This is a genomic window from Litoreibacter sp., from assembly GCF_058136045.1.
This window is the reverse complement of the sequence record NZ_JBYVDD010000012.1, coordinates 1-26,033: the sequence shown is the minus strand read 5'-3', so window position 1 is coordinate 26,033 and position 26,033 is coordinate 1. Positions and strand designations below refer to the sequence as shown.

Sequence of the window (26,033 nt, the reverse complement as noted above, 5' to 3'; positions counted from 1 at the left end):
AAAACTAGGGGCACCTCAGTTTTAGCCAAGATGAAACACAAGCGCCAAATGAAAAACCATGGGCCGCGAAGCGGCTCCTTTTGGGTAAGGTGAGATGTGCGCGGAGGGCCTGTAAGCCGGATTTTGTCCATGGCAGGTTGCCCCGCCAATAGATGACCATTCATCTCAAGCCACGGTTGCCCGTGGCCCTCTAGCTGCCAACCCGAACCTGCTAGGGACAAAGCATCCCCGAAGGACAAGCCTTCACGCGGTTCCTATTTGGCATTGCTCCCGGTGGGGCTTGCCTTGCCACCCCTGTTGCCAGCGGCGCGGTGGGCTCTTACCCCACCGTTTCACCCTAACCCCCGACATGCAGGGGCAGTTTCTTTTCTGTGGCGCTATCCGTCGGATTGCTCCGCCCGGGCGTTACCCGGCACCGTTACCTTGTGGAGTCCGGACTTTCCTCGAACCCGAAGGCCCGCAGTCATCCAGCCCTCCGCGCAAGGCCTGCCCTACGCGCCTGCTTGCCCTCGGTCAATCCCGAACTCATGCGCCAGCGCCTCGATACGTGCCACGTCGCGCGCGCTCACACTTCCTTTGGCCGTCGGGTCGAACCGAAGCCTGAAAGCCGCGAGGACCACCTCGGAGGGAACATCCGCCGGGTAGCCAAATGAAATCGCTGCGGCGCTAAATCGTGCAGTATCCGCTGCGGCCCCTTGATCAGGCCCATCAGGCCAAACCGAAAGCCCTTGGCGCGCCAACCGTAGCCAGTCAAATCGAGGCCCCGGATCAATTTTTCGCCCCGGAGCAAAATCTGAGTGCGCAATCACGCCCACAGGCGCAATATCCCAGCGCGCCATGATCCCCGCCAACAGTTGGGTTAAACTGTCCATCAAAGCCGCTGGGAATGGCACGGACCCCGTGTTCGACATCTCGATCCCGATAGAGCGCGAATTTACATCACCCCGCCCCTGCCACGACCCCGCGCCCGCGTGCCAAGCCCGGTGGGCCTCATCAACCATCTGGATGACGTGGCCGTCTTCACGGATCAAATAATGCGCAGAAACCTCATTGTCAGGATTGCACAGGGTACGACAGGCCGCCTCGCAGCAGTCCATGGCCGTGTAGTGCAAGACAATCAGCTCAGGGCGCGCATCGTCTTTGCGCGCGCCAAAATTTGGGGAGGCCCGCCATTCAGGCGTCACCGCACCTAGCCTTTGTTGGCCAACCCGCGGTACGCACCGGGGTTCCAGCCACATGCATAGCCGTCGCCATCAGGGTCCACGCCCAGCTTGTCCTTCTTTGGGCCGCCAGCTTTCAAAAACGCGTCCTGCGCCAATTCACCAGAGCGGTAGGCCGCACAGGCCTTAGCCGATTTGCTTGATGAAAACGGCGAGCGCCGATAGGTTTTTTGCCCTACCGGATGGCTTGTTGCCAACGCAAATTCGATCGGTGTCTGGCTTCTGGCACCGGGGCGGTTTGGAACAGCCTTGGGCGCGACCACCTGATACTGGGCGCTTTGCGCACGGCGTCGTGCAGCGTCACTCTCGATGCTTTGGCGTCCGGAGACAGCCTGAAAATCCTGCTCATCCGAGATCGTCGGGTTATTTGAATTTGGCGCAGAGGCCGCGTTGGGAGAGGTATCTTCGATGCCCGCGGGAACACCTTCACCACGCGCAGTCCGCTTCCCCCGCACCGCCGCAACAGCAGCGCTTGCGGTTTGCTGTTCAGGCGTTGCGGCCGGCTTCGTCGCAACAGGCTTCGTTGCGGTCGTTGCCGCTGGCGGTCGAACCGTTTGTGTGCCTTTGCGCTGCGAGCGCAACTGAGCATCACGCGCCTGCTTTTGGGCAAGGTACGTATCGTAATCTTCAAAGCCTACACCCTGAGCACTATCAGGTACCGTGGCCGTACATGCCACCAAACCCGCCATCATCAAAACTGCACATATTCCACGCATCGAACCGCCTCACTTTGTCTCGTTTTGCCGCGAGATTACCACCATTTTGCAGGCTTATCTACAAATCCTACTGCCGTCTCCAACGCATAGGCCGTATTCAGCAAATCGCCCTCTTCCCAAGGCCGCCCGATCAGTTGCAATCCCAGCGGAAGCCCTTGTTTATCAAGGCCTGCTGGCACTGAAATGCCCGGCAATCCCGCCAAATTGACTGTGACCGTAAAGACATCGTTGAGGTACATTTGCACCGGATCGACATCCTTCATCTCGCCTAGGCCGAAAGCCGCCGACGGTGTTGCGGGTGTCAAAATCGCGTCTACACCTTGCGCAAATACGTCCTCGAAATCCTTCTTAATCAAGGTGCGAACCTTGCGCGCGCGGTTGTAATAAGCGTCATAGAACCCCGCACTCAGCACGTATGTGCCAATCATTACGCGGCGCTGCACCTCTGCACCAAAGCCCTCGGCGCGGGTCTTCTCATACATCTCGGTGATGCCGTCACCCTTGCCCAATTTGGCACGGTGGCCAAAGCGCACACCGTCATAGCGCGCCAAATTTGACGAGGCCTCTGCCGGGGCCACAACGTAGTAAGCTGGCAGCGCATATTTGGTATGGGGCAGCGAAATATCGACGATCTCCGCGCCTGCATCTTTCAGCATTGCGGTGCCGTCAGCCCACAACTGCTCGATCTCTGCGGGAATACCCTCCATGTGGTATTCTTTCGGGATGCCTATCTTTTTGCCGCGAATATCGCCGGTTAATGCCGCCTCGAAATCAGGCACTGCCAACTCGGAACTGGTGCTGTCTTTGACATCATGGCCTGCCATCGCACCCAACATAATGGCCGCATCGCGTACCGATTTGGTCATTGGCCCTGCTTGGTCCAGTGAAGACGCGAACGCCACCACCCCCCACCGCGAGCACCGACCATAGGTTGGCTTCAAGCCAGTGATGCCCACAAAAGCCGCAGGCTGGCGGATTGATCCGCCCGTATCAGTGCCCGTTGCCGCCAGACATAAATCCGCCGCCACCGCCGAGGCCGAGCCCCCAGAAGAGCCACCCGGCGTCAGCTTCGCATCGTCATTTGCACGCCGCCACGGGTTTACCACATCGCCATAAACAGACGTCTCATTCGACGAGCCCATGGCGAATTCATCCATGTTCAACTTGCCCAACATGACCGAGCCTGCATCCCATAACTGCTGGGTAATCGTGCTCTCATATTCAGGCTTAAAGCCATCCAAAATGGCCGATCCCGCTTGGCTGGCAACGCCTTTGGTGCAAAATAAATCTTTGATACCCAAAGGGATACCGCACATATCAGGCGCGTCTCCGGCTTTGATACGCGTATCAGCAGCAGCGGCTTGGGCGCGCGCAATCTCGGGCGTGTTATGCACAAACGCATTCAACACGCCTGCATCTTCAATCGCACCAAGGCACGCAGAAGTCAGCTCTAGCGATGTCACATCACCCTTGCGCAACGCGTCGCGTGCCTCGGCAATGCCCAGTTTGTTTAAGTCGCTCATTATTCTATCACCTTCGGCACTGCGAAAAAGCCTTCGCGCTGATCAGGCGCATTCACCAAAACCGCTTCTTGCTGCGATCCATCCGTCACCACATCTTCACGGCGCTTTAGACGCTGCGGGGTCACCGAGGTCATCGGCTCCACGCCCTCCACATCAACCTCATTGAGTTGCTCCATGAAGGCCAAAATTCCGTTCAACTCCCCCGCTAATTTGGGCAAGTCCTGCTCAGGCACCGCAATACGGGCTAACTTGGCCACGCGCGCGGCAGTCTCGGTGTCGATGGGCATGGGCGTCTCCTTGTATACTCAACGCCCCGTTTACCGCCCCCGCTACATAGCTTCAAGCGCAACTATTTGGAGGGGCCTCGAAGCAAGGAGAGCGCCGCGCGCCTTACCGCTTGGCGGCAAAAAATGCCTTCAACATGGCCTCGGATGCAGAGGCATCAATCGCGTCATATACCTCTGGTACGTGGTGACTTTGAGCGTGCGAAAATACCCGCGCGCCCTGCGCGACGCCGCCTGATTTCGGGTCCGACGCGCCGTAATACACCCGCGCAACCCGCGCCGCCGCAATCACGCCTGCGCACATCGCGCATGGCTCCAGCGTCACGTAAAGATCGCACTCTACCAGCCGTTCTGACCCCAGTTCAGCGCAGGCCGCGCGGATCGCTAACATCTCTGCATGCGCCGATGGATCGCTTAATTCACGCGTCCGATTGCCCGCTTTCGCCAGCACCACGCCATCACCCGACACCACAACCGCGCCCACTGGCACTTCGCCGCGCGCAGCGGCCAATCGCGCCTGTTCCAGTGCCAATCCCATATGCGAGGTAAATTCCATCCCCCCCGATACCCCCTTCACAAGCCCTCGCCAAGGGCGTAGGCCCACCTTCATGACCAATGATCCAAGCACATCTGCCCCAAAGGGCAACCGTATCGCCAAAGTTCTCGCACGCGCAGGCGTGGCATCGCGCCGTGGCTCCGAGGCCATGATCGAAGCAGGCCGTGTCACCGTGAACGGCGAGCAGATCCTATCACCCGCTCTGAACGTGACCGATGCGGACGTGATTACTGTCGACAACAAACCATTGGCCGAGCCGGAGCCGATGCGCGTCTGGCGTTACTACAAGCCTATCGGGTTGGTGACGTCCGAGTCGGATGAAAAAGGCCGCGAGACCGTATTTGACACCCTGCGCGACACCTTGCCCCGCGTGCTCAGCATCGGGCGCCTCGACATTAACTCCGAGGGGTTGCTGCTGCTGACCAATGACGGCGGCATCAAGCGCCGCCTAGAGCTGCCTTCAACCGGCTGGTTGCGCAAATACCGCGTCCGCGTAAATGGCCGCCCCGATGATCGCTCATTGGAGCCCTTGCGCCGCGGCGTTGTCTCGGAGGGTGAAAAATTTCAACCCATGGAGGTCGAGCTTGACCGCCAGCAAGGCGCAAATGCCTGGCTCACCGTTGGCATTCGCGAGGGCAAGAACCGCGAAATCCGCCGTGCCATGGGCGAAGTTGGCTTGAAAGTGAACCGCCTGATCCGCATTAGTTACGGCCCGTTTCAGCTGGATTCCCTTCGCCCCGGCGAGGTCGAGGAGATCAAGGGCCGCGTGTTACGCGAACAGTTAGGTCTGCGCGAAGACAACGAGAAGCCTATGTTGAAGAAGAAAGTCCCGCAAAAACGTCGCCGCCAATAGCGCAAAAGCACCCTGCGGCCCTTGTTCCTCGCGACGCGTATTGTATGACTTGCACTTAACGCGAACAAAATAAATGAGGGCCCAATGGCCGATCTGCTTACCGCCGAGAACTTCGGCAACCTTATAGTGCTGTGCTTTTTGCAAGCCGTTTTAGGGTTCGACAACCTGCTCTACATCTCGATTGAAAGCCAACGCGCGCCTGTTGCGCATCAAAAAGCGGTCCGCTTTTGGGGCATTTTAATAGCGGTCGCCCTGCGCGTCATTTTGCTGTTCGCCATGGTCAGCTTGCTTGGTGCCCTGACCGAACCATTCTATATATTCGAGTGGGACGGCATTCTGACGGGCGGCGTCAACTTCGCCACTTGCATCTTTATCTTTGGGGGCGTGTTCATCATGTACACCGCCGTCAAAGAAATCAGTCACATGCTGTCAGTCGAGCATTTGGGCAGTGATCTGGGCGATAAGGGCGCTAAATCTGCGGCCAAAGTTGTGGGCTTGATCGTGTTCATGAACCTGATCTTCAGCTTCGATTCCGTGCTGTCGGCTATTGCCATTACCGATGTGTTCCCGGTCCTTGCCGCGGCGATCCTGATCTCGGGCTTGGCGATGCTGCTCCTCGCCGATGGGGTCACGGCATTTTTGCAAAAGAACCGCATGTACGAGGTGCTGGGCCTGTTCATCTTGCTCATCGTGGGCGTGGTTTTACTGGGCGAGGCAGGCGTTGCCGCGTCTCATGCCATGCATGATGACAGCCTTGCGTTGATGGTCTTCGGGCACCCGATTATTCCAATGTCGAAATCAACCTTTTACTTCTCTGTGGTGGTTTTGTTTGCCGTTGAGATCATCCAATCCGGCTATACGAAAAAACTCAACGCCGAACGCAGCAGCGCGCAAGTCTCAAAACACTGACCTAGCTGGTAACTTGCACAGTGACCCCTTATATTCACTGTGCAAGTGATGTCTGTAAGCAGTACTAGGGGGTAATATGTCGGCCGGAGTTTTCCAAAAAATTTCCTATATTATGCTATTGGTGCTCGTCGCCATGGCTTCAACAGGCTTGATCTGATGTCCCAAAAATTTGGCGGGCAATACAGCCCCGAGCCATCCAACGCACCCACCTCCAAATCCTCGCCCCTAAAGGGCAAGCGCCCCGGCAAGGGCCGCACCCGGGTTAACATCTTGTTCTTTGTTGCCCTGCCCTTGATCTTCACCTCGATCGGGGATGGTGCCGCGCAAATGATCGTGGCCATCGCAGCCTTTGCCTTGATCGTGCTTGGTGCGTGGCTGACCCGCGAAGGCCTTGCCGCGCAAGACGCCTACGAGGCGCGCTCCATCGCGCGCCGCCCAGCCTTTCCGCGCAAGATATTTGGCGCCATCGCCCTTGGCCTTGGCGTCGGCGTTGCGACCTTTGACACCTCCATGATGGACGGCATCCTATACGGGATAATCGCAGTCGCGTTGCACCTAACAGCCTTTGGCTTTGACCCGATGAGCAACAAATCAATCGAGGGCGTGGACACGTTCCAGACGGACCGCGTCGCGCGCGCCGTGGACGAGGCCGAGCGCCACCTCACAGCCATGTCGCAAGCCATTTCTACCGCCGGGGATCGCAGTTTGATTGCGCGCGTCGAGCAGTTTCAATCCACCGCGCGCGAGATGTTTCGCACCATTGAAGATGACCCGCGTGACCTGACCACAGCGCGGCGCTATTTGGGCGTCTACCTGCTGGGTGCCAAAGACGCGACGATCAAATTCGCCAAGCTCTACACCCAAAACCATGACCCATCCGTCAAGGCAGACTACACCGCCCTTCTTGACGATCTGGAAGCAAATTTCACCGCGAAAACTCAGGCGCTTCTGTCTGATAATCGCACTGACCTAAACATTGAAATTGACGTGCTGCGCGATCGTTTGCAGCGCGAAGGCATCCGCCTGACACGAGAGGAATAACTATGTCCGAGACCGTTCGCGAAAAAGCACAAAAATCCACCCAAGCCTTGGAGGAGCTGCAAGCAGTGATCCTCAAAGAGCCTTCAACCGATCTTGTACCGCTGGCCAAAGCCACCAAGCCCGTCGCCAAAGAAATTCGCCGCCGCATGAATGAAATCAACATGGAAGACACCAATTCCATCGTTGCTTTCGGCTCTGGTGCGCAGGCTGGTTTGCAAGAAATCAGCCAATCCATGTTGGCCGATGTGAAGAACAAAGATGTAGGCCCCGCGGGCAATTCCCTGCGCGATATCGTCACCACTATTCGTGGTTTCAGCATCTCCGAGATGGACATGCGCCGCGAGCGCTCTTGGTGGGAAAAACTGCTGGGACGCGCAGCACCTGCCGCCAAATTCATGGCCCGTTTCGAGACCGTGCAAGGCCAGATCGACAAGATCACCGACAACCTTTTGGGCCACGAGCACACATTGCTCAAAGACATCAAATCGCTCGATGTCCTTTATGACCGCACACTAGATTTCTACGACGAATTGGCGCTGTACATCACCGCTGGTGAAGAAAAAATCGCTGAAATCGACGCCACGGATATCCCCGCCAAAGAGGCCGCGATTGAGGCCGCTTCCGAGAATAACAAAGTCATGGCCGCCCAAGAGTTGCGCGATCTGCGCGCCGCACGTGATGACCTAGCGCGCCGTGTGCACGATCTGAAACTAACACGCCAAGTCACCATGCAATCGCTGCCATCCATTCGCTTGGTGCAAGAGAATGACAAATCTCTCGTCACCAAAATCAACTCAACTCTGGTGAACACTGTGCCGCTTTGGGAAACCCAATTGGCCCAAGCATTGACCATTCAGCGCTCAAGCGAGGCCGCCGCCGCCGTGCGCGATGCTAACGATCTAACCAACGAATTGCTGACTGCCAATGCCGACAATTTGCGCACTGCCAACAAAGCCGTTCGCGAAGAAATGGAGCGTGGCGTCTTCGACATTGAGGCCGTCAAGCAAGCCAACGAGGCGCTTATCGGCACCATCGAAGACTCGTTGCAAATCGCGGATGAAGGCAAGCGCAAGCGCGCCGAGGCCGAGCTCGAGCTGGTCCGTATGGAGGGCGAGTTGCGCGACACATTGGCGGCCGCCTCTGCGCGCGACACCGCATCGGGCCACAATATCGGCACCGCAGCCGGTTAATTGGTGCGCCGCGCGGGTCATATTATCCTTGCTGGGCTGATGGCGGTAACGCTGTCAGCCTGCGAGCAACCCGCGTCCAGCCCACGCCCTGCACAACGGGTACAACAACCCAGTGTGAAGACCCCGATAAAGTCGATAACCCCTTCTGTTCGCTCGGAAAAGCTAACCGCATATTACGCGCAGGTTCAACGCAGTTTGCTGACGCAAGGCCTGTTGCGCACCGGGGGTGGTGGCATTGATACGCCGTTCTCCAAACACCAATTGGTCGATAACTTCATCCAAATCGGCGTGTATAACGAATTCACCTTAGTTAACGGCACCTATACCGAAGAACGCTCCGAGAGCCGCGTGCAACGCTGGCAAACGCCCGTTTCCATCGATATCCAATTCGGCCCTTCCGTGCGCAACGACATTCGTGCGCAAGACACAAAAACCGTCACCAAATACGCCCAACGGCTATCGCGCATCACCGGTGCCAAAATTGCTATAACGCGCGGCAAAGGCAACTTTCATGTCGCCGTTCTGAGCGTCGACGAGATCGAGAATTTCGGCCCCGAGCTCATGCGCCTGATCCCGGGGCTCAGCGCTGGTATCGCCGCACAAATCACCGCTATGCCAAAGCCGATATATTGCGCGGTCTATGCGTTCTCGGACGCCGATACGCCCGACAGTTTCCAATCAGCCGTGGCCATCGTGCGCGCCGAGCATCCCGACCTTTTGCGCAAAAGCTGCTACCATGAGGAGATCGCGCAAGGGCTTGGCCTGTCCAATGACAGCCCCGCCGCGCGGCCCTCGATTTTCAACGATGATGACGAGTTCGCACTGCTGACCCGCCATGACGAATTACTGCTACAAATGCTATATGACGAGCGCTTGGCGCTCGGCTCCACCCCTGCCCAAGCACGGCCCGTGATCGACATGATCGCGACCGAATTGCTGGGCGGGGAAAGTTAACCCGACAGACCAATAAGTGAGGACCACATGGGTATTTTTGATTTTTTGACCGGCGAGTTTATCGACGTCATCCACTGGGTAGACGATACCCGCGACACTATGGTGTTCCGTTTTGAGCGCGAAGGCCACGAGATCAAATACGGCGCTAAGTTGACCGTGCGCGAAGGCCAAGCGGCGGTGTTTATCCACGAGGGCCAATTGGCCGATGTGTTCACGCCGGGCTTATACATGTTGGAAACCAACAACATGCCGATCCTGACCACGCTGAACCATTGGGATCACGGCTTTGAATCACCGTTCAAATCCGAGATTTATTACGTCAACACCACGCGCTTCAACGATCTAAAATGGGGTACTAAAAACCCCATTATGTTGCGCGACCCGGAATTTGGCCCGATGCGCATCCGCGCTTTTGGCACCTACTCAGTTCGCATCACTGACCCTGCCCTGTTCTTGCGCGAAATCGTCGGTACGGATGGTGAATTCACCATGGACGAGATCAGCTACCAAATCCGCAATATCATCGTGCAAGAATTCTCGAGCGCCATTGCATCCTCGGGTATTCCAGTGCTGGATATGGCCGCAAATACGGGTGATATGGGCAAATTAATTGCCGCTGCTATTACTCCTATCGTGGCGAAATATGGCCTCTCGATCCCTGAATTCTACATTGAGAACATCTCGCTTCCCACGGCTGTCGAGGCCGCATTGGACAAGCGCACCTCAATGGGGATTGCGGGTGATCTAGGCAAGTTCACCCAATACTCCGCCGCCGAAGCCATGACCGCAGCCGCCGCTAATACTGGTGCCGCTGGCGGTGGTATGAGCGCAGGCATTGGGGCTGGTTTAGGCATGGCAATGGCTGGTCAAATGGGTCGTGGCCCATGGGGACAAGCCCCGCAAGCAGCCCCCGCAGCCTATGCACCGCCTCCACCACCTGCACCGGTCGAGAAAGTTTGGCACATCGCCGAGGGCGGCAAGACCAAAGGCCCGTTCTCCAAAGCAGCCCTTGGCCGCATGGTCGCCGATGGGTCATTGCTGCGAGGAACAACCGTTTGGACCGCCGGCCAAGATGGCTGGCTCGCGGCCAATGATGTGCAAGAACTGGCGCAGCTTTTCACCATCTCGCCGCCCCCTCCGCCGGTAGGCTAAAATGAAACGCAGAACTGTCATTAAGTGGCTCCATTGGTCGAGCTTACTATTCCTACTCTATTTCCTCGCGGTGGAGCCCGAGGACGTGGAGCGACTAGGAGCCACTGCACTCGCAACCCATTCCGGTGTTGGTGCTATCTTTGCAATCACCGTGTTGATCTGGTTCATAATGTACTTGTTCAAAGGGCATGCGGGGCGTGCCGGCCCCAAGCTACAAGGTTGGGCCAAGAAACTGTATATTCCGTTTCACAAAGCACTGACCTATGGGCTGGTTTTCATGATGTTCACTGGCGCTTTGTTGGGCATATCATCCGCGTTTCAAGTGAAAGCTTTTGGCATCGTCCCGCTATTCCCTGCATTCAATATAAAGTGGCTAAACGGGTTCGCCGAGGAGGTGCATGAATTAGCGTTCAACGCGTTGCTTTTCGGTGTTTTGGCCCATGCGGTATTTCACGTTTGGCGTCATGTTAGGCTACGTGACAATGCCCTGAAAATCATGGTGCCAAAGGCGTTTCACAAATGGCTTTAACTCTGGTTAATTTCATGCCCCTTGTTGCCTTAGCTCAGAACTATTCTCATCATGGCTGACAACCCGCTAGATACCATTGCTCCGCAAGACGAGTACCGCTTTCCATGTAATACATGCGGCTCGGACCTGCGCTTTGAGCCGGAAGACAATGCGCTGAAATGCGATCATTGCGGCAATGTGGAGCCGATGCTGGAGGCCGTGCATTCCACCATCCGCGAGCTGGATTTTCGCACTGCACGTCAAGGCTCCCTTGATAATAACGAGATGGAAGAAACCCGCATCTCGCACTGCCCTAATTGTGCCGCTCAGGTGGAATTTGATCCCAACACTCATGCCGCAGAATGCCCGTTTTGTGCCACGCCCGTTGTCACCGATACGGGCACACATCGCCGGATAAAACCGCACGCAGTCCTGCCCTTTGAGATTACAGACCGCGATGCGCAAAAGGCCATGGTGGATTGGCTAGGTCGGCGCTGGTTTGCCCCATCTGGCCTAAAGGAATACGCTAAAAAGGGCCGCAAACTTGATGGCATTTACGTCCCCTACTGGACCTATGATGCTGACACAAAAACCAGCTACACGGGTCAGCGCGGCAAAATATACTACGAGACCCGCACCGTTATGCGCGATGGCAAACGCCACCAACAGCGCGTCGCCAAAACCCATTGGTCCGGTGTGGGCGGGCGCGTTGCGCGCTTCTTTGACGATGTTTTGGTGCTTGGGTCTACCTCCCTGCCCAAATCCTACACCGACGCGCTTGCCCCGTGGGATTTGTCCAACCTTGCCCCTTATTCACCCGAATATTTGGCCGGTTTCCGCGCCGAGGGCTACACCATTGACCTCGAGCAAGGCTTTCACGAGGCGCGCGCACGCATGGATGCGATGATCACGCGCGATATCCGTTTTGACATTGGCGGCGACAAGCAGCGCATCACCACCGCCAAGACCACCGTGCGCGATGTGACCTTTAAACATGTTTTACTTCCCGTTTGGATGGCCGCCTATAAATATCGCGGACGCACCTACCGCTTCGTGGTTAACGGGCAAACTGGTACTGTTAAGGGCGAACGCCCATACTCTGCCGCCAAAATCACCATTGCCGTCATCATTGGCTTGCTTGCAGCGCTCGCGATTGGCTATGCAATGGCGCAATCCCAATAGAGACCCAATAGAAAGTCTGCCCCATGATCTTGTGCTGCGGCGAAGCCCTTATCGACATGTTGCCCCGTGAAACCGAGGCCGGTGAGCAGGCCTTTGCCCCCTACCCTGGAGGCGCGTTGTTCACCACTTCGGTGGCGCTTGGTCGCCTTGGTGCGGCTCCTGGGTTTTTCTGTGGCCTGTCCACCGACCTATTTGGCGATTTGTTGTCGCGTAAGCTTTCCGACGCGGGTGTGTCTTCGGACCTTGCCCCGCGCAAGGATTTACCCACGACACTTGCCTTTGTGCGGCTGGTCGATGGCCACGCCAGCTATACATTCTACGATGAGAATAGCGCCCTTCGGATGATGACCGAAGCCGATCTGCCAGAATTACCCGCCGAAGTAACAGCGCTGTTCTTTGGTGGCATTTCTCTGGCTGCGGAGCCTTGCGGCACGGCCTACCAAACCTTCATGACCCGTGTGGCCGATGCCCGTGTCACCATGATTGACCCAAACATCCGCGCCAGCTTTATCAGCGATCGTGAAACATATTCAGCACGGATCAAGGCGATGATGGCCATGGCCGATATTGTCAAACTCAGCGATGAAGACCTGCACTGGCTCGAAGGCGAAGGCGATTTAGCCCAGCTTGCCAATGACATTCTTGCCCGTGGGGCGAAAATTGTGCTGATCACCGAAGGCTCGAAAGGCGCGACAGGCTACACGGCAGATGGCTCGGTGTTTGTGCCTGCAAGAAAGGTCGAAGTTGTGGACACAGTTGGTGCAGGCGACACATTCAACGCGGGCTTTCTTGCGGGGCTACAGCAGGCCGGTGCCTTGGATAAATCCACCCTCGCCGCCCTGCCTGAGGCCACGCTTCGCGACGCCATGACACTGGGGGTCCGCGCCGCAGCAATCACCGTATCGCGTGCCGGGGCCAACCCGCCGTGGACCTCCGAGCTGTGAGAGCACTTCTTCAACGTGTCACCGAAGCCTCTGTTTGCGTCGAGGGCCGCAAGATCGGTGAGACTGGCGCAGGATTGTTGATTTTGGTCTGCGCCATGGCGGGGGACACGCCCGAGCAAGCCACCCGCATGGCCTTGAAAATATCCAAGCTGCGCATCTTTAAAGACCGTGACGCCAAGATGAACCTCTCGCTAATAGACACTGGCGGATCAGCCCTTGTGATCAGCCAGTTCACGCTGGCGGCGGACACATCGCGCGGCAATCGCCCCGGGTTTTCCACCGCCGCGCGCCCAGACGAAGGCCGCGCCCTGTACAAGCATTTTATCACCTCCCTAAGTGCCCTCGGCATTGCCACGCAAACCGGCGAATTTGGTGCGGATATGTCGGTTGATCTGACCAATGACGGCCCTGTGACAATCTGGATGGACGACGCGCAATAGTAGCTATTGGCGACGCCATCGGCTGCGCGTAGGCTCCTGTTTCAGGGAGGACTACGATATGAACGACAGACGCCCCATTAAGGGAATTTCGCACGTCAAAGGGGCCACAGACGCGCCGTTGCTGGATCTCACCATCCCGGCCCTTTTGGCCCGTACTGTACAGCGTTTGCCCGATCATGAGGCCTGTATCTTTCCGCAACAAAACATCCGCTGGACCTATGCTAAACTCTCCCATGAAGTAGACCGCCTCGCGGCAGGCTTGCTTGAACTGGGGCTGACAAAGGGGGACCGCGTTGGCATTTGGTCGCCCAATCGGGTGGAGTGGCTGCTCACGCAGTTTGCCACCGCGCGCATTGGGGCGGTGCTGGTTTGCATCAACCCCGCCTACCGTCAGACAGAGCTGGCCTATGCGCTGGAAAAAGTTGGCTGTAGCGCAGTGATCACCGCGCAAAACTTCAAGTCCTCGGACTACATCGCCATGATCCGTGCGCTGGACCCGGCCCCTACCAGCCTGCGCCACATCATCGCCATGGGTGACGCCCCCGAGGGATTTTTGGCCTTTGATGACATCATGTCCGACACGACTGCGCCGCTGGATGCCATCACCGAAACGCTGGAGCCACATGAGACGATCAATATCCAATACACCTCTGGCACCACCGGCCACCCGAAAGGCACCTGCCTGACGCACCACAACATCGTCAACAACGCCTATTTCACCTGCGCGACGATGGGGTTCACCTCTGCCGACCGACTGTGTAGCCCCGTGCCGTTTTACCACTGTTTTGGCATGGTCATGGGCACGCTTGGCTGTATCGCCCATGGTGCAACTCTCGTCGTCCCCGGCGAAGGGTTCGACCCCGGCGAGACCCTACAGGCCACGCACGACGAGAAATGCACCGCGCTCTATGGCGTGCCGACAATGTTCGTGACCGAGTTGGCCCTGCCGGACTTCGCCACCTATGACTTAAGCCACTTGCGTACGGGCATTATGGCCGGCGCACCCTGCCCGCGCGAGGTGATGAAGCAGGTGCAGGCCGACATGCATATGTCCGGCGTGACCATCGCCTATGGCATGACCGAGACCTCTCCGGTGTCCTTCCAGTCCGGCCTTGATGACCCGTTCGACAAACGCGTCGGAACCGTGGGGCGTATTCATCCGCATGTGGAAGTGAAAATCGTGGGGGAGGACGGCAAAACCGTTGCCGTGGGGGTGCAAGGAGAGCTGCTAACCCGTGGCTATTCCGTGATGCAGGGCTATTGGGGGGAAACTGCGAAAACCGCCAGTTCCATTGACGCGGAGGGCTGGATGCACACTGGCGACTTGGCGACTATGGACGCTGAGGGCTACGCGATGATCACCGGGCGGGTGAAGGACATGATTTGCCGTGGTGGCGAGAATATTTACCCGCGCGAGATCGAGGAGTTCTTATTCACCCACCCCGATGTGGCTCAGGCACAGGTGTTTGGCATTCCTGACGAGCGCCTGGGCGAGGTCGTCTGCGCATGGGTGGTTCTGATCGAGGGTGCTGCGGGAGACGCGGAGCAGGTCCGCCAGTTCTGCAAGGACCAGATCGCCCATTACAAAGTGCCTTTGCATATAAGTTTCCGCACCGAGCTGCCGATGACAGTCACCGGAAAGCCGCAAAAATTTGTGATGCGGGATGCCATGGTGCAAGAGCTTTCCAAGCATTGATCCCCCTTACATCACGGGTGAAACCCTCTATCGTGCAGCAAGCTGCATGATTTCTTCAAGGATAGCCCCATGGCGCGACGCATTGACCTGAACTCTGATCTTGGCGAAAGCTTTGGGCCTTGGGATATGGGCGATGACGCGGCGATGCTGTCTATTGTCTCCAGCGCCAATATAGCGTGTGGCGGTCATGCCAGTGATCCGGAAACCATGTATAAGACGCTGGTTTTGGCGCGTGAAAATGGCGTCACAGTAGGCGCGCATCCGGGATATAATGATCGTGAGGGCTTTGGGCGGCGGATCATTCCCATGCCCCCAGAAGAGATAGGGCACATGGTCGCCGCCCAGATTGGCGCGTTGCAAGCTTTGGCCACTATGGCCGACACAAAAGTCTCCTATGTGAAACCACACGGGGCACTTGGAAACTTGGCCGCCGCCGATGCGCAGGTCGCTAAAGCTGTCGTTGCGGCCACCCAAAGCATCGACGCTGAGTTGGCGATTTTGGCGATATCTGGCGGGCAATTGGACGTTGTGGGGCGCGCAATGGGGTGCCAAGTTTTCTCCGAAATTTTTGCCGATCGTGGGTATTTATCAAACGGGCAATTGGTGCCACGCGGACAAGATGGCGCGATGATACACGATCCTGCGCAAGCCTCTGATCGCCTGCTGGAATATCTTGAGACAGGCCGAATGCCCGTCATTGACGGCGCACCGATTGCGTTAAACGCGCACTCAATTTGCGTGCATGGGGATAGCTCCGGGGCGGTGGATATGGCGCGCGTTATTCGCGAAAACCTGACAAAAGCGGACGTGGTTGTGACCGGGTTTATGTCTGCGTGATGGCCCTCCTCCGGTTCAAACCTGTGGCCGATCACGCCTTGCTGGTCGAGCTTGCGACACAGATCAGCGATGATGTGAACAGGGCGGTCATAGCGCTTGATCACGCGATCTGTGCGGCAGCGATTGAAGGGCTGTGTGAGGTCGTGCCTGCGTTGGTTAACCTGCTGGTGATTTTTGATCCGTTGCGCACCGATCACGCGGCAGTTGAGGCAAGCATCCGGTCGCTGTACCCTCTTGCCCCATTGAAAGATGAGAACATCCGCCACCACGATCTAGCAGTCTGCTACGACGCCGCCTTCGCCCCGGACCTGCCCGACGTGGCTAAGGCCTGCGGCATGAGTGAAGAGGCCGTTATCAACGCCCATTGCGCCGCGAAATACCGTGTCGGCATGTATGGGTTCGCGCCGGGCTATGCCTATTTAGCCGGCGTTCCAGAGGCAATCCAAGTGCCGCGAAAGCTGGCCCCTGTCCGTGACATCGCGGCAGGAAGCGTGATGATTGCGGGGCCGCAGTGTTTGGCGACGACCATGATAATGCCAACCGGTTGGTCGATCATCGGACACACGGCCACAAAGATCATCACCGGCGATCCTGAGCGCCCATTCTTGTTCGATGTCGGAGATACAGTCTGTTTTCACCGCATAAACCGCGCCACATTGGACGCGGCTGCGCCATGAGCACCGCGCTCCTTCGTGTGTCACATGCCGGGCCGCTGGTCTCTATTCAAGATGGCGGGCGGTTTGGGCAAATGCGCTATGGGGTCTCGGCCTCCGGCCCGATGGACCGCACGGCATTCGCCATCGCCAATGCGGCCCTTGGTCAGCCTGAGGGCAGCAGCGGCATTGAAATATCCTTAGGTGGATTGGTGCTGGAATGCCGCGCAGGGGCCGTCACCTTCGCAATCTGCGGGGGCGGATTTCAGGTGGAGTGCGGCGGCAAAAAAACTGCGTCATGGAGCATACAAACCCTGCATGAAGGGCAAAAGCTATCCGTTCGGGGCGGTCCGAGGGGAAGCTGGAGCTACCTCGCATTCGCAGGCGCGCTGAAATCAAAAACATGGCTGGGCCATTCTGCGACACACTCGATGTCAGGCTTCGGCGGGGGCGCGCTGCGATCGGGTCAAACCCTAGAGATCGAACAGGCGTCGATCCGCGAAGACCGTGTTGGGGACATTCCCTGCCCGGAATTTGCAATGCCTTCTGACGTGGCACGGGTGGTCATTGGCCCACAGGAGCAGCACTTTGCCCCTGCTTCCACGGCCGATTTTTTAGCCCAAAGCTACAAACTGACCGATGCGTTTGACCGCATGGGGGTTCGCCTTGATGGCCCCGAATTGCCGTTGAAAAATGCCCTGTCGATCCCGTCGGAGCCGATCTTGCGCGGCTCGGTGCAGGTGTCGGGTGACGGGGTTCCCACGGTGCTTTTGTCTGACCATCAAACCACAGGCGGCTACCCCAAAATAGCAACGCTAATATCAGGTGATGTGAACCGCTTGGCCCAAATGAGATCGCAAGACGAGATCAAGTTTTGCGCCATTTCCCCCGCCGAGGCGGTTGCACTAACCCGAAAAGAAACCCAGACGCTCCAAGCCTTTTTCAAGCAACTGGCAGAGCCCAAACTTAGCCTCACAGATCGGCTTCTAAGCGAAAACATTATCGGAGGGATTGTGACGGGGTACGAGCCCTAGACGTCACGCATATATTTTTGCAGCATCATAGGCGAGGTACTTTGCCAGCCGCTCTGCGTCGGCCTTGCCAATGGAATGGCACGCGACCATCTCAGCCAAGAACGTACACACGCAGCGACGCCAAACATCATGGCGCGCAGGAATGGACAGCAGCGCCCGTGTGTCATCATTGAAACCCACCAAATTGCCAAACCCCGCTGATTCAACAACCGCATCAAGGTAGCGCATTATGCCACGAGGACTGTCATGGAACCACCAAGGCGGGCCAAGATGAAGCGCGGGCCAGTACCCTGCCATCGGGGCCAATTCGCGCGCGTAGACGCTCTCATCAAGGCAAAAGAAGATCAGTTTAAAGCCGGCAGTCGAGCCGTATTTTTGCAGTAGCGGCTCAAGCCCGCGCACCGGATCAACGGCAGCGGGGATGTCATCCCCAAGGTTTGGCCCCCGGGCTGCGCGCAGGTGCGGATCCGTGCCACGCCGCGCGCCAGCGTGGATTTGCATGACCATTCCGTCCTCAACGGACAAGCCCGCCATCTCGGTCAGCATTTGCGCCCGAAACAGCTCCGCGTCGCCCGCACTTAAAGCTCCCGACAGAACCCGAGCCAGCAATGCCGCCTTTTGTGCAGTGCTTAAATCCGCAGTCACAGCAGAGGGCACCCCGTGATCCGTGGCCGTCGCCCCGAGTGACCGAAAGTAAGCGCGGCGGCGGCGGTGGGCCTCGATCATCGCGTCCCAGTCGTGAATGTCTTGCCCCGTCAAAGCCCCTAACTCGGTCAGGTTTTCGATGAACTGCGGGTGATCGGGATCCGTTACATCATCGGGTCGATATGTGGTGCGAATACGCGGGATTTTTCCGTCGGCCTTTAACACCTGATGATCATTTAGCGGGTCGAGTGCAAACTCCGTGGTCGCAATCAACTCAACATTGGCTTTGTCCAAGATCGACATTGGACGCAGGTCCGCATCGCTCAGCCGCTCATTAATCGCGTCAAAGTAGCGGTCGGCATTGTCAGCCCCAAGGGGCGCATCAAACTCAAACGCCCAGTTCATCGAATGATCGAACCACAACCGCGACGGGGTGCCGAGAAACATGTCGTAATTTTCCGCGAGACATCGCCATGCGTCTCGTGGCGAGGCAACCTGACCGCCATCTAAGCGTGGCACGCCCAAGTCGTCATACGAGATGCCCCGACTGTTCAACATACGCAAAACATAGTGGTCAGGCGTCAAGAACAAAGACGCCGCGTCGGTGAACGGTTGATTGCGCGCAAACCAGCTTGGGTCCGTATGCCCATGCGGGCTGATAATCGGCAAAGCCACGACACTTTCATACAGCTCACGCGCGATGCGGCAACTGTGCGCATCCGCAGGGAAAAGACGGTCGGAATGTAGGTATGCCATTTAAAAAATCTCTATCCAAAGGCCAGGTTCGGCAGCCATAAAACCAATCCCGGCGAAAACAGCAAGACGGCAACGAGCACCAAAATCGACAAAAAGAACGGGGCCGCGTCTTTGACGTATTCCTCAATGGGCGTATCAAGCAGACTGCACACCGTAAACATCGCCACACCAACGGGCGGCGTCATAGAGCCGAGCGTCACGATTGTCATCATCAGCACCCCGAAATGCACCGGATCAAACCCCGCAGCACTGATCACTGGCACAAAGATCGGGGTGAGGAGCAGGACCAAAATGGTACTCTCGAAAAACAACCCCGCAACGAACAGGCTGAGCAGGATCACCGCCACAATCAGGCGCGGGTCAGACAGGTTATCAAGCATTAAATGCGCCACATCTTGCGGCACTTGCATGAAAATGATCGCAAAGCCGATCATCCCCGACATCAAAATAATCAGCATGATCAGGCCAATATCAGACACAGCCTGCCCGAAAGCCGTTTTGATTTTCTCCCACGTCAGCGCTTTGTGCATAAAGGTGCCGATCACGATGGCATAAACCACCGCGAAGGCCCCGACCTCGGACGGCGTGAACAACCCGCCGCGAATGGAAAGGATCAACAGAACCGGAAAGAGCAGCGCCCATTTGGCATCCCATGCCGCGGAACCAAGGGAGGCGGCGGTGGGTTTAACGCTGTCTTCGACCACATAATTGCGCCGCTTGGCCACGATATAGGCGGTGGCCATAAGGAAGATCATCATCAAGATACCCGGCACGATACCCGCCAAAAACAGCCGCCCAATAGAGACCTGCCCGACATAGCCGTACAAGATTAACCCGATGCTTGGCGGGATCGTCGCCGTAATCAGTGAGCTGAGCGCGATAACCGCGGAAGTGTAGCCCTTGGAATAGCCTTGCGACAGCATTTGCGGGCCAATGATGCGCGCCTGCATGGCCGCATCGGCCACCGCAGAGCCAGACACCCCGCCCATAAGTGTGGACAAGATTATCGACACCTGTGCCAACCCGCCTGCCATCCAGGACACGGCGATTTTGGAAAACCGGAACAAGCGGTCGGTAATGTCAGACGCATTCATCAGATGCCCGGCCAACACGAAAAACGGCACTGCCAGCAGCGGAAAGCTTTGCGATACCGTAGCGATTTTTTGCACCCCAATCGAGACGGGCATGATTGGCGAGGTCAGGAAAAAGGTGAAGCCCGAGATGCCGATAGCAAAGGCAATCGGTGCCCCGACGATCATCAGCACAAAGAAAACAATTCCGATGAGCAGCATTTTATAACTCCGACGGGGCTGCGCTGCCATCGCTGGTGGTGCGCGCGAAAATTAAGTTGTTTCCCTGCGTCCACGCCTCGCGGGCATTGGCGACAATTGCAGTGCAAAGATAAACACACCCGACGGGAACCGCGGATGTGACAAAGGCATATGACAGGCCAGAATCACCAAACTGGCGCTCGATGTTGAGCATGGTCAGGTCAATGCCAACCCACGTAAGGGTCAGAAGAAAAACGATAAAGAGGGCTGAAAGCCCTGTCTCGACAATCAAGCGCCCCTTGTGAGGCAGCAGCCGAACCAAAAAATCAACGCCAAGGTGCGCCCGCTCACGCATGGCGCGTGTCGCGCCGACGAAACACAGCCAAATAAACAACAGTTGCGCCATATCAACGGACCAGATCAACGGGTTCCCGAAAAACCGCATGACCGCAGCGATGAACACCAGCGCGGTAATAATCGCCAGAAGCGTGGCGCCAACGGCGAACTCTAGTTTGGCAAAAATTCTGGACATAGCGGCCTCGTCAGCAAAAATAATTGCAAGCGCCGGAGCGCTTGCAATAAAGTGTGTTCAGGCTTGGAGATTACTCGCCAGCCGCAATGGCACGCAGCTTGTCGCGCAGCTCGCCATAGCCCAAATCGTCATACACAGACGCAGTTGCTTCCTTGAATGGAGCCACGTCAATGTCGCGGACGCTCAGGCCACGCGAAACCAGATCGGCCTCAATCGCGTCAAGCGAGTTCAGCGTGCCATAGGATGCCACGTCGCCCGCAATCAATGCTTGCTCGCGCAGGATGCCTTGCAGATCTTCCGGCAAAGTGTCGAACCATGGACCCGATGTTACGACACCGGTGATCAAGTTGATGTGGCCGGTTTTGGTGATATGCGTAACAACCTCATCCAGTTTTGCGCCAGTGATTGCCGGGAATTGCGCCTCGGCACCATCGATCACATTGGACGACAAAGCAGAGTAAACCTCGCCCCATGGCATTGGCGTTGGCGTCGCGCCCATGGCACCGATTGTTCCGGTCCAAACAGGTGCACCCGGGGTCCGCATCCGCACGCCATCAAGGTCGGCCGGAAGGTTAACTTCCATTTGGGTCAGCAAGTGACGTTCGCCCTGCCACCAATTGAAGCTCAGCACTTGAAGGCCAGAGCCGTCATGCAAATCTTTGACCCAACCCTCGAACATATCCGAGGTTACAACCTTGCGGATGCCCTCGTAGCCCGAAGCCAGAAACGGAGCGCCAAGCACGCCAAATTCATTTTGGAAGACGCCCAAACGACCGCCATCAACCACAACGGCGACCGGCGCACCGGCGCGTGCCTGCTCTAGCACATCCTCATCGGGGCCAAGTTGCGAGTTCGGAAACAGTTTGATTTCCAAACGCCCGCCCGAGGCTTCGAGAATGTTGGTTTGGTAAGCTTCCAAGCCTGCATAAAGCGGGTCAGATGTTGCCAAGGCCGTGTTAACGCTCAGCGTAAAATCCTGCGCCAAGCCAGCAGTCGCCGTCAGCGCTACAGCTGCAAACGCTGCAACAGTAAGTTTAGTTTTCCGAATATCCAACATGATTTCCTCCTAAGTGAATTGGATCATCCCCAAACTGCGTTACTCCATAAACAGGTCAGGGTTCTCGTTTGCGATCTCGGGGAGATCAGCAGTGATATTGTTCAAATGAACACGCATTACAGCCTCCGCTTGATCAGGGTTTTGACTGGCAATCGCCGCAACAATTGCTTCGTGTTGCTGCACCAACGCAGCAATAGGAAATTGACGTAAACTCATGAAACGCACCCGGTCGAGCTGAGCTTTAAGCCCGTCAACGACCTTCCATGCGTGCGCCTTACCGACACCTTCAGCCAAGGTGCGGTGAAACTTGTCATCCAGTGTTAGAAACTGCTCTACATTGCCGTCGAGACAGCTTTTCTGCGCTGCAAGTTGGTCTTGCAGATCGGCCACATCGTCAGGTTTGAAATTGAGCGCAGCCAGTTTCACAACATCCGCTTCGATTGCTTCGCGCACGAACCGCGCCTCACCGACCATGGACGTAGAAATTTTGGGAACAAACGTGCCACGCTGCGGGCGGATTTCCAGCAACCCCTCTTCGGCCAGCTTGATAAACGCCTCCCGTACGGGTTGGCGACTGACAGAAAGAGCGGTGGCAATTTCAGCCTCAGACACGCGCCGCCCCGGCTCTAGCTCGCCGCGTATTATGCTTGTCCGCAAGTTTTGAAAAAGCTGCTGCCCGATCGGCAGTGCGTTGTCTAACTTCCAGCCAGTTGCCTTACTGAGTCCCATTTCTTCCCCCTAAATATAGTTACTCATGAATTACCATACTAGTCAACATGAAATAAAAAGAGCCTCTACTTACAGGACGTAGCCTCCAGTAAAATGGCTCTCTTCATTCCTTGCTCAATCATAGTTTCAAGTGATTTAACGACATTTTCACGCCAGCCTTCCGCCGCCAGTAACGGCTTCGGAAATACAGTTTCCAGATTGAACAAGCTTTCGGCAATCTGATCAGCGCGCTCCGCCCTGTTCAGGGCCGAGGCAATTTTCACCGCAAGCGGGTCGTTCAAGTGATAGCTGTGACCATCATCGGTTCGCGCTTGGCAAAACCGCATCCAAGCAGCGGTTGCGAAGGCAAACGGCTGGATAGGTTGCCCGCTTTTCAAGGCCGCCACAGCAGGAAGAAATATCCTTTGCGGCAGTTTCTCGGTGCCATCCATCGCGATTTGAAACGTCTGGTGCTTGATTTCAGGATTTTCAAAGCGCTCGACCAAAGACGCCGCATATTCATCAAAATTGATACCGTGCAGCGGAGCAAGAGTCAGAGATGCAGCATGCAAATGGCGCGACACCAAGCTGCGCAATGCCGGGTTGCTCATCACATCACATACGAACTCGTGACCCGCCAAATACCCCGAATAGGCCAGCATGGAATGCGCCCCATTCAGCATGCGCAACTTCATGTTTTCATACGGTGCCACGTCTTTCACAAACAACGCACCACCGGCTTCCCAAGCCGGGCGTCCGGTCGGGAAATTGTCCTCAACAACCCATTGACTGAACGGCTCTGTCTCAATTGACGCTTGGTCCTCGCACCCGATGAGCTGCTTTGCAAAATCAAGCGAGGCGTTGGTTTTCGCGGGGGTGATACGGTCAACCATGGTCGAGGGAAATGCAACATTATGCGCCACCCACTGCCCGAACTCCGCATCAACTCGACTGGCAAAATCAACGACCCCGCCCCTGAGTAACGCGCCATTGTCGGGCAGGTTATCACAACACAAGACCGTAAACGGGGGCAGGCCCATTTCTCGTCGCCGTTTCAAGGCAAAGGAAAGTAATCCAATAACACTACTCGGCGCATCAGGGCTGCCCAAGTCCGCGGCAATCGCAGGGTCGCTTTGATCCACCCCGCCGCCTATGCGATCAATTCCATAGGCCTTTTCCGTAACGGTTAAAGACAGGATTTTTGTCTTCGGGGATAGCATGGCATCTAGCACGCGCTCCGGCTCGTCAACAAAGGAAATAGCCTGGGCGAGACTGCCAATAATCCGCGCTTGCACCTTGGCTTCACCTTTCACAATCAGCGAGTACAACATGTCTTGCGGCACCAACTCGTCCGAGGCGGCCTTACTTCGCAGGCTCACCCCTGTGATACGCCAGTCACCCCCAGCCTCCGCCAATGCAGTATCCGTGTAAACCGCCTGATGTGCGCGGTGGAATGCACCCAACCCGAAATGAACTATGCCCGCGTCATGCTCATCAGGATTGTACTTAGGGGTGTCTACATTTGCGGGCAGGTTGCTGGACTTCCCCAGACGCGCGGTCATTGAGCCGCCCCAAAATCCGGATGGGACAGCGCCTCAATCACGCCGCGCAGCTCCGCCAAGCCCTTTAGCCGACCAATAGCCGGATATCCCGGTTGCGCGTCGCGTGATTGGTCGTCCAGAATATCCTGACCGTGATCCGGCCTGAATGGAATGGAGTGATCACTGCGGCCATTCTCGCGTCGCAGCTTCTCCTCGTTCAGCACCGCAGCAATCAATGCCACCATATCGGTGTCCCCTGCCAGATGTTCTGCTTCATGAAACGAGCCGGGGAAATCACTGGTTTCCCGCTTGGTGTTCCGCAGATGTAGAAAGTGCACGCGATCCCCAAGACTGCGCATCATTTCAGGCAGGTCATTGTCCGCACGCACCCCCAAAGAGCCCGCGCATAAGGTGATCCCATTGGCGCGAACGTCCACCGCATCCATGATCCGACTGTACTGCTTTTGTGTCGACATAACGCGCGGCAATCCAAGAATTGGCATAGGCGGGTCGTCGGGGTGGCAACACAGCCGAATGCCCAACTCCTGCGCCAAGGGGGTAACCATTTCTAGAAACGCGATCAGATTGCCAACCAAGCCCTCTTCTCCCAGACCCGCATATTCGGCCAAATGTGTACGGACATCGTCTAGGGAGAACTGTTCTGCCGCGCCGGGCAGCCCAAATACAATGTTGCGAACAAGCCCTTGAGTTCTGGCATCACTCATCTCGCTAAAGCGACGCTTGGCCTCTTCAAGGACCTGCCCTGAATACTCGGAAACTGCCCCGGCGCGCTTGAGGATATGCAAATCAAACGCCGCAAAATCCACCCAATCGAACCGCATGCATGTTGCGCCAGATGGTAGCCGGTACGCCAGATCTGTGCGCGTCCAATCGAGAACCGGCATAAAGTTATAGCACACAACCTTAATGCCAGCGTCAGACAGGTTAACTAAGCTTTCTTTATAATTTTCAATGTGTTGCCGCCACTCGTGGGTCTGCTTTTTAATACATTCCGAGACCGGAAGGCTCTCGACTACATCCCAAGTCAAACCTGTTGAGACCCCAGATGTGGTTCGCTCAATCTGGGACTTACGGAGCGCAATCGCCTCTGGTTGCCAAACCTCACCGGTCGGCACATGATGCAAGGCACTAACCACGCCATCGGCACCCGCCTGCCTGATCTCTGCAACGGTGACCTTATCAGTATCTCCGAACCACCGCCATGTTTGCTGCATCTGTTTCTCCTTGACGCTAGATATATTGATGAAAGGGTGCACCAATACTGAAGGGTAACATTCGAACAACTGGTTTACTAGTATGGAAGATGTGGCGCAGCCATAAGTCAAACCTGACGCCCACGAAAGCTTAGACTTGCTGTGGTTGCGCTTCAACCTTTTGACTTACAGAATTTCAGGCCGCATCGAGGTGCTGTAGATTTTGCCAACATCCATGACCAGATATTAAATTCCACACTCTCAACAGTGAAAATACTGTGGCGCGCCGCTACCTTTGAGACGCAAATTTGAAAGTTTAACGGTTTGGTGTGATTGTGAGATTGGTCGCTAAACGGAATATGCGGCTGTAATCACGTTTGATGCGTTCTACTGGCCAGTTCTGTTCTCAATAGATTAGCGCAAAGTTATTTTGCGAACGACACCTGATAGCATTCTAAAATAAACTGCCTTGCCCGGAAGACTTTAGCTGGATTAGCCCATTTATCAGCCACGTTTCAGGGTATTGGGAATGTGTCCCCATCGCGAAATAAAGGCCCCTTGCAGGAGGGTCTTCACCGTAGATCGACTTCATTTCACTGAGGTGCCCCTAGTTTTCT

General features: G+C 56.5%; 26 protein-coding genes and 1 other RNA gene. 14 read left to right on the top strand and 13 right to left on the bottom strand.

The window, feature by feature from the left end:
• Window positions 1-96: 96 nt before the first annotated feature.
• From rnpB to AC3Y7R_RS15570, 6 genes are all read right to left on the bottom strand, one after another.
• An RNA gene (gene rnpB / locus AC3Y7R_RS15595) (RNase P RNA component class A) lies at window positions 97-479 on the bottom strand.
• Window positions 480-491: 12 nt separating this feature from the next.
• Entirely contained in the window at window positions 492-1,184 is a 693-nt protein-coding gene (locus AC3Y7R_RS15590) for an N-acetylmuramoyl-L-alanine amidase (RefSeq protein WP_490042990.1), read from the bottom strand.
• Window positions 1,185-1,189: 5 nt separating this feature from the next.
• Window positions 1,190-1,936, bottom strand: coding sequence for a hypothetical protein (locus AC3Y7R_RS15585; protein WP_490042989.1), 747 nt, complete (start codon window positions 1,934-1,936; stop codon window positions 1,190-1,192).
• Window positions 1,937-1,971: 35 nt separating this feature from the next.
• Entirely contained in the window at window positions 1,972-3,459 is a 1,488-nt protein-coding gene (gene gatA, locus AC3Y7R_RS15580) for an Asp-tRNA(Asn)/Glu-tRNA(Gln) amidotransferase subunit GatA (RefSeq protein ID WP_490042988.1), read from the bottom strand.
• Window positions 3,459-3,746 carry an Asp-tRNA(Asn)/Glu-tRNA(Gln) amidotransferase subunit GatC gene (gatC, locus tag AC3Y7R_RS15575; protein ID WP_490042987.1) on the bottom strand — a complete coding sequence of 96 codons (288 nt, stop codon included), beginning with the start codon at window positions 3,744-3,746 and terminating at the stop codon, window positions 3,459-3,461. Before gatC ends, gatA begins: the two co-directional genes overlap by 1 nt.
• 103 nt (window positions 3,747-3,849) lie before the next feature.
• The gene (locus tag AC3Y7R_RS15570) at window positions 3,850-4,299 is read right to left on the bottom strand and encodes a nucleoside deaminase (protein ID WP_490042986.1); all 450 of its coding nucleotides are present in this window, start codon (window positions 4,297-4,299) and stop codon (window positions 3,850-3,852) included.
• Window positions 4,300-4,351: 52 nt separating this feature from the next.
• On the opposite strand from AC3Y7R_RS15570, the gene AC3Y7R_RS15565 reads away from it, so the two are divergent.
• From AC3Y7R_RS15565 to AC3Y7R_RS15500, 14 genes are all read left to right on the top strand, one after another.
• On the top strand, window positions 4,352-5,152 hold the full coding sequence (locus tag AC3Y7R_RS15565; protein WP_490042985.1) for a pseudouridine synthase: 801 nt from the start codon (window positions 4,352-4,354) through the stop codon (window positions 5,150-5,152).
• Between the two features lie 84 nt (window positions 5,153-5,236).
• A complete protein-coding gene (locus AC3Y7R_RS15560) occupies window positions 5,237-6,061 on the top strand; it encodes a TerC family protein (RefSeq protein ID WP_490042984.1) in 825 nt (274 codons plus the stop codon).
• Between the two features lie 156 nt (window positions 6,062-6,217).
• Window positions 6,218-7,102 carry a 5-bromo-4-chloroindolyl phosphate hydrolysis family protein gene (locus AC3Y7R_RS15555; RefSeq protein ID WP_490042983.1) on the top strand — a complete coding sequence of 295 codons (885 nt, stop codon included), beginning with the start codon at window positions 6,218-6,220 and terminating at the stop codon, window positions 7,100-7,102.
• A 2-nt stretch (window positions 7,103-7,104) separates the two neighbouring features.
• A complete protein-coding gene (locus tag AC3Y7R_RS15550; protein ID WP_490042982.1) occupies window positions 7,105-8,292 on the top strand; it encodes a toxic anion resistance protein in 1,188 nt (395 codons plus the stop codon).
• 3 nt (window positions 8,293-8,295) lie between these two features.
• Complete coding sequence (locus AC3Y7R_RS15545; protein ID WP_490042981.1) at window positions 8,296-9,246, top strand: DUF2927 domain-containing protein; 951 nt, start codon at window positions 8,296-8,298, stop codon at window positions 9,244-9,246.
• Window positions 9,247-9,273: 27 nt separating this feature from the next.
• Complete coding sequence (locus tag AC3Y7R_RS15540) at window positions 9,274-10,398, top strand: SPFH domain-containing protein (RefSeq protein ID WP_490042980.1); 1,125 nt, start codon at window positions 9,274-9,276, stop codon at window positions 10,396-10,398.
• Window position 10,399: 1 nt separating this feature from the next.
• Window positions 10,400-10,927, top strand: a complete 528-nt coding sequence (locus AC3Y7R_RS15535) for a cytochrome b/b6 domain-containing protein (RefSeq protein WP_490042979.1) — start codon at window positions 10,400-10,402, stop codon at window positions 10,925-10,927.
• A gap of 51 nt (window positions 10,928-10,978) precedes the next feature.
• Complete coding sequence (locus AC3Y7R_RS15530) at window positions 10,979-12,088, top strand: TFIIB-type zinc ribbon-containing protein (protein WP_490042978.1); 1,110 nt, start codon at window positions 10,979-10,981, stop codon at window positions 12,086-12,088.
• A gap of 23 nt (window positions 12,089-12,111) precedes the next feature.
• On the top strand, window positions 12,112-13,032 hold the full coding sequence (locus AC3Y7R_RS15525) for a carbohydrate kinase family protein (protein WP_490042977.1): 921 nt from the start codon (window positions 12,112-12,114) through the stop codon (window positions 13,030-13,032).
• Window positions 13,029-13,472: a D-aminoacyl-tRNA deacylase gene (gene dtd / locus AC3Y7R_RS15520; protein WP_490042976.1), complete on the top strand. Its 444-nt coding sequence runs from the start codon at window positions 13,029-13,031 to the stop codon at window positions 13,470-13,472. The genes AC3Y7R_RS15525 and dtd overlap by 4 nt, the downstream gene beginning before the upstream one ends.
• Before the next feature lie 58 nt (window positions 13,473-13,530).
• Window positions 13,531-15,168, top strand: coding sequence for an AMP-binding protein (locus tag AC3Y7R_RS15515; protein WP_490042975.1), 1,638 nt, complete (start codon window positions 13,531-13,533; stop codon window positions 15,166-15,168).
• A gap of 69 nt (window positions 15,169-15,237) precedes the next feature.
• A complete protein-coding gene (locus AC3Y7R_RS15510) occupies window positions 15,238-16,005 on the top strand; it encodes a LamB/YcsF family protein (RefSeq protein ID WP_490042974.1) in 768 nt (255 codons plus the stop codon).
• Window positions 16,005-16,682, top strand: a complete 678-nt coding sequence (locus AC3Y7R_RS15505) for a 5-oxoprolinase subunit B family protein (protein WP_490042991.1) — start codon at window positions 16,005-16,007, stop codon at window positions 16,680-16,682. The genes AC3Y7R_RS15510 and AC3Y7R_RS15505 overlap by 1 nt, the downstream gene beginning before the upstream one ends.
• Window positions 16,679-17,692, top strand: a complete 1,014-nt coding sequence (locus AC3Y7R_RS15500; RefSeq protein WP_490042973.1) for a 5-oxoprolinase subunit C family protein — start codon at window positions 16,679-16,681, stop codon at window positions 17,690-17,692. Before AC3Y7R_RS15505 ends, AC3Y7R_RS15500 begins: the two co-directional genes overlap by 4 nt.
• A gap of 3 nt (window positions 17,693-17,695) precedes the next feature.
• Here AC3Y7R_RS15500 and uxaC read toward each other — a convergent pair whose 3' ends face one another.
• The 7 genes from uxaC to uxuA form a co-directional block, all read right to left on the bottom strand.
• A complete protein-coding gene (gene uxaC / locus AC3Y7R_RS15495) occupies window positions 17,696-19,093 on the bottom strand; it encodes a glucuronate isomerase (RefSeq protein WP_490042972.1) in 1,398 nt (465 codons plus the stop codon).
• Window positions 19,094-19,104: 11 nt separating this feature from the next.
• Window positions 19,105-20,385 (bottom strand): TRAP transporter large permease, encoded by a 1,281-nt coding sequence (locus tag AC3Y7R_RS15490; RefSeq protein ID WP_490042971.1) that lies wholly within the window; start codon window positions 20,383-20,385, stop codon window positions 19,105-19,107.
• Between the two features lies 1 nt (window position 20,386).
• Window positions 20,387-20,896, bottom strand: coding sequence for a TRAP transporter small permease (locus AC3Y7R_RS15485; protein WP_490042970.1), 510 nt, complete (start codon window positions 20,894-20,896; stop codon window positions 20,387-20,389).
• A 70-nt stretch (window positions 20,897-20,966) separates the two neighbouring features.
• Window positions 20,967-21,953: a C4-dicarboxylate TRAP transporter substrate-binding protein gene (locus AC3Y7R_RS15480; RefSeq protein ID WP_490042969.1), complete on the bottom strand. Its 987-nt coding sequence runs from the start codon at window positions 21,951-21,953 to the stop codon at window positions 20,967-20,969.
• A 39-nt stretch (window positions 21,954-21,992) separates the two neighbouring features.
• Window positions 21,993-22,682 carry a GntR family transcriptional regulator gene (locus tag AC3Y7R_RS15475; protein WP_490042968.1) on the bottom strand — a complete coding sequence of 230 codons (690 nt, stop codon included), beginning with the start codon at window positions 22,680-22,682 and terminating at the stop codon, window positions 21,993-21,995.
• 65 nt (window positions 22,683-22,747) lie between these two features.
• Window positions 22,748-24,223: a mannitol dehydrogenase family protein gene (locus tag AC3Y7R_RS15470; RefSeq protein ID WP_490042967.1), complete on the bottom strand. Its 1,476-nt coding sequence runs from the start codon at window positions 24,221-24,223 to the stop codon at window positions 22,748-22,750.
• A complete protein-coding gene (uxuA, locus tag AC3Y7R_RS15465; RefSeq protein WP_490042966.1) occupies window positions 24,220-25,437 on the bottom strand; it encodes a mannonate dehydratase in 1,218 nt (405 codons plus the stop codon). The genes AC3Y7R_RS15470 and uxuA overlap by 4 nt, the downstream gene beginning before the upstream one ends.
• Window positions 25,438-26,033 lie beyond the last annotated feature (596 nt).

Excerpts from the sequence above, each read along its gene's own strand:
- AC3Y7R_RS15530 (WP_490042978.1), top strand. The coding sequence starts at position 10,979 with ATGGCTGACAACCCGCTAGATACCATTGCTCCGCAAGACGAGTACCGC.
- AC3Y7R_RS15515 (WP_490042975.1), top strand. The coding sequence starts at position 13,531 with ATGAACGACAGACGCCCCATTAAGGGAATTTCGCACGTCAAAGGGGCC.
- gatC (WP_490042987.1), bottom strand. The coding sequence starts at position 3,746 with ATGCCCATCGACACCGAGACTGCCGCGCGCGTGGCCAAGTTAGCCCGT.
- AC3Y7R_RS15500 (WP_490042973.1), top strand. The coding sequence starts at position 16,679 with ATGAGCACCGCGCTCCTTCGTGTGTCACATGCCGGGCCGCTGGTCTCT.
- AC3Y7R_RS15475 (WP_490042968.1), bottom strand. The coding sequence starts at position 22,682 with ATGGGACTCAGTAAGGCAACTGGCTGGAAGTTAGACAACGCACTGCCG.
- AC3Y7R_RS15505 (WP_490042991.1), top strand. The coding sequence starts at position 16,005 with ATGGCCCTCCTCCGGTTCAAACCTGTGGCCGATCACGCCTTGCTGGTC.
- AC3Y7R_RS15480 (WP_490042969.1), bottom strand. The coding sequence starts at position 21,953 with ATGTTGGATATTCGGAAAACTAAACTTACTGTTGCAGCGTTTGCAGCT.
- uxuA (WP_490042966.1), bottom strand. The coding sequence starts at position 25,437 with ATGCAGCAAACATGGCGGTGGTTCGGAGATACTGATAAGGTCACCGTT.
- AC3Y7R_RS15565 (WP_490042985.1), top strand. The coding sequence starts at position 4,352 with ATGACCAATGATCCAAGCACATCTGCCCCAAAGGGCAACCGTATCGCC.
- AC3Y7R_RS15585 (WP_490042989.1), bottom strand. The coding sequence starts at position 1,936 with ATGCGTGGAATATGTGCAGTTTTGATGATGGCGGGTTTGGTGGCATGT.
- AC3Y7R_RS15560 (WP_490042984.1), top strand. The coding sequence starts at position 5,237 with ATGGCCGATCTGCTTACCGCCGAGAACTTCGGCAACCTTATAGTGCTG.
- gatA (WP_490042988.1), bottom strand. The coding sequence starts at position 3,459 with ATGAGCGACTTAAACAAACTGGGCATTGCCGAGGCACGCGACGCGTTG.
- uxaC (WP_490042972.1), bottom strand. The coding sequence starts at position 19,093 with ATGGCATACCTACATTCCGACCGTCTTTTCCCTGCGGATGCGCACAGT.
- AC3Y7R_RS15510 (WP_490042974.1), top strand. The coding sequence starts at position 15,238 with ATGGCGCGACGCATTGACCTGAACTCTGATCTTGGCGAAAGCTTTGGG.
- AC3Y7R_RS15525 (WP_490042977.1), top strand. The coding sequence starts at position 12,112 with ATGATCTTGTGCTGCGGCGAAGCCCTTATCGACATGTTGCCCCGTGAA.
- AC3Y7R_RS15570 (WP_490042986.1), bottom strand. The coding sequence starts at position 4,299 with ATGGAATTTACCTCGCATATGGGATTGGCACTGGAACAGGCGCGATTG.
- AC3Y7R_RS15470 (WP_490042967.1), bottom strand. The coding sequence starts at position 24,223 with ATGACCGCGCGTCTGGGGAAGTCCAGCAACCTGCCCGCAAATGTAGAC.
- AC3Y7R_RS15550 (WP_490042982.1), top strand. The coding sequence starts at position 7,105 with ATGTCCGAGACCGTTCGCGAAAAAGCACAAAAATCCACCCAAGCCTTG.
- AC3Y7R_RS15535 (WP_490042979.1), top strand. The coding sequence starts at position 10,400 with ATGAAACGCAGAACTGTCATTAAGTGGCTCCATTGGTCGAGCTTACTA.
- AC3Y7R_RS15555 (WP_490042983.1), top strand. The coding sequence starts at position 6,218 with ATGTCCCAAAAATTTGGCGGGCAATACAGCCCCGAGCCATCCAACGCA.
- AC3Y7R_RS15540 (WP_490042980.1), top strand. The coding sequence starts at position 9,274 with ATGGGTATTTTTGATTTTTTGACCGGCGAGTTTATCGACGTCATCCAC.
- AC3Y7R_RS15485 (WP_490042970.1), bottom strand. The coding sequence starts at position 20,896 with ATGTCCAGAATTTTTGCCAAACTAGAGTTCGCCGTTGGCGCCACGCTT.
- AC3Y7R_RS15490 (WP_490042971.1), bottom strand. The coding sequence starts at position 20,385 with ATGCTGCTCATCGGAATTGTTTTCTTTGTGCTGATGATCGTCGGGGCA.